Annotated in this window: 1 protein-coding gene; it reads left to right on the forward strand. The window is 70.6% G+C overall.

The features are described 5' to 3' along the window. Positions 1-510 precede the first annotated feature (510 nt). A partial coding sequence (locus tag AC3EUV_RS38340) for a LysR family transcriptional regulator (RefSeq protein ID WP_435604895.1) occupies positions 511-1,250 on the forward strand: 740 nt, incomplete at its 3' end.

A 1,250-nucleotide genomic window follows, 5' to 3' on the forward strand; every position in this document is an offset into this window, starting at 1 on the left:
TCCACCCGCAGCCAGTCCGTGGTCGGGTGGGCGTGGTAGAGCTGAGAGACATCACCCTCGAACCCCTGACGGCCGTGGTGCTCCTCGAAGGTGCCCTCCGGCACCCGGGCATGGGCCTGGTGGGAGATCCGGCCCTGAACGTGCTTCGCGAACATACGGTGACTTCTCCTTGGGCGCCGGCACTCGCCAAGCGCCCCATCGGGTGGGTGAGTTTAGAGGTAAGCGTGGCGTGGCGGTCGGGCCGGCATGAGGCCCCGCCCTGCCGCACCCGTGCCAGGCACGGCGGCGACGCGGCCCGACCGCTCACGCACCTCGCGGGGCCCGTAGGTGTTCGCGGCCACTGCCTCGCCACGTCACCAGCCTTTGATGCGGCGATCAAATGCTGGACGAATCCTTTGGTTTGCGCCCCTCTGGCGCCTTTCACTCCACGAGTGAACAACCACAGCGTGCCGCCGGTCCAACACCGTTCATCGGACACGTGACATCTTCAGACTGTTACGGTGGGGATTTGTGGACCTCGACCTGCGCCAGGTGCGCTATGCCGTCGCCCTTGCCGACGAACTCCACTTCGGCCGGGCCGCGGACCGGCTCACCATCGCCCAGCAGACCCTCTCGGCCCAGATCAGAACCCTGGAGAAGCGACTCGGCGTCCCGCTGTTCACCCGCGACCGCCGCCACGTCGCCCTCACCCCCGCCGGCGAGACCTTCGCCGAACGCGGCCGACGCCTCCTCGTCGACGCCGAGCGCCTGGTCGACGAGGTCACCCACACCCGCACACCCCTGCGCATCGACGTCGTCGCCGAGGGCCTGCCCTCCACGCTCCTGATCCATCACCTGCGCACCCAGGCCCCCGACCTGCCGTTCGAGGTGCTCCAGAGCCACGGCATGGCCGCAGCACTGCCCCGCCTCCTCACCGGCGACCTCGACATCGCCTTCGGCCGCCCCTTCGGCCTCGGCCGCCCCCTCGGAGCAGCCCTCGCCACCATGCCCGTGGGCCTGGACCCCATCGGCGTCATCATCCCCGCCGACCACCCCCTCGCCGACCGGGACGAGGTCCCCCTCGCCTCCCTCGCCGATCACCCGCTCCTGATCCACGCGGCGGACGAGTCCGCCGAGTGGCACGACTGGGCCGACCAAGCCGTCGCCGCCTTCGGCCTGAAGGTGGCGACACGCGTACGCGGTCACGGCCGCACCTCCGCTCTGGCCGCCGTCCAAGCCCTCCGTCACCCAGTCTTCGGCCGCGCCTCCGA

The organism is Streptomyces sp. bgisy130, assembly GCF_057708345.1.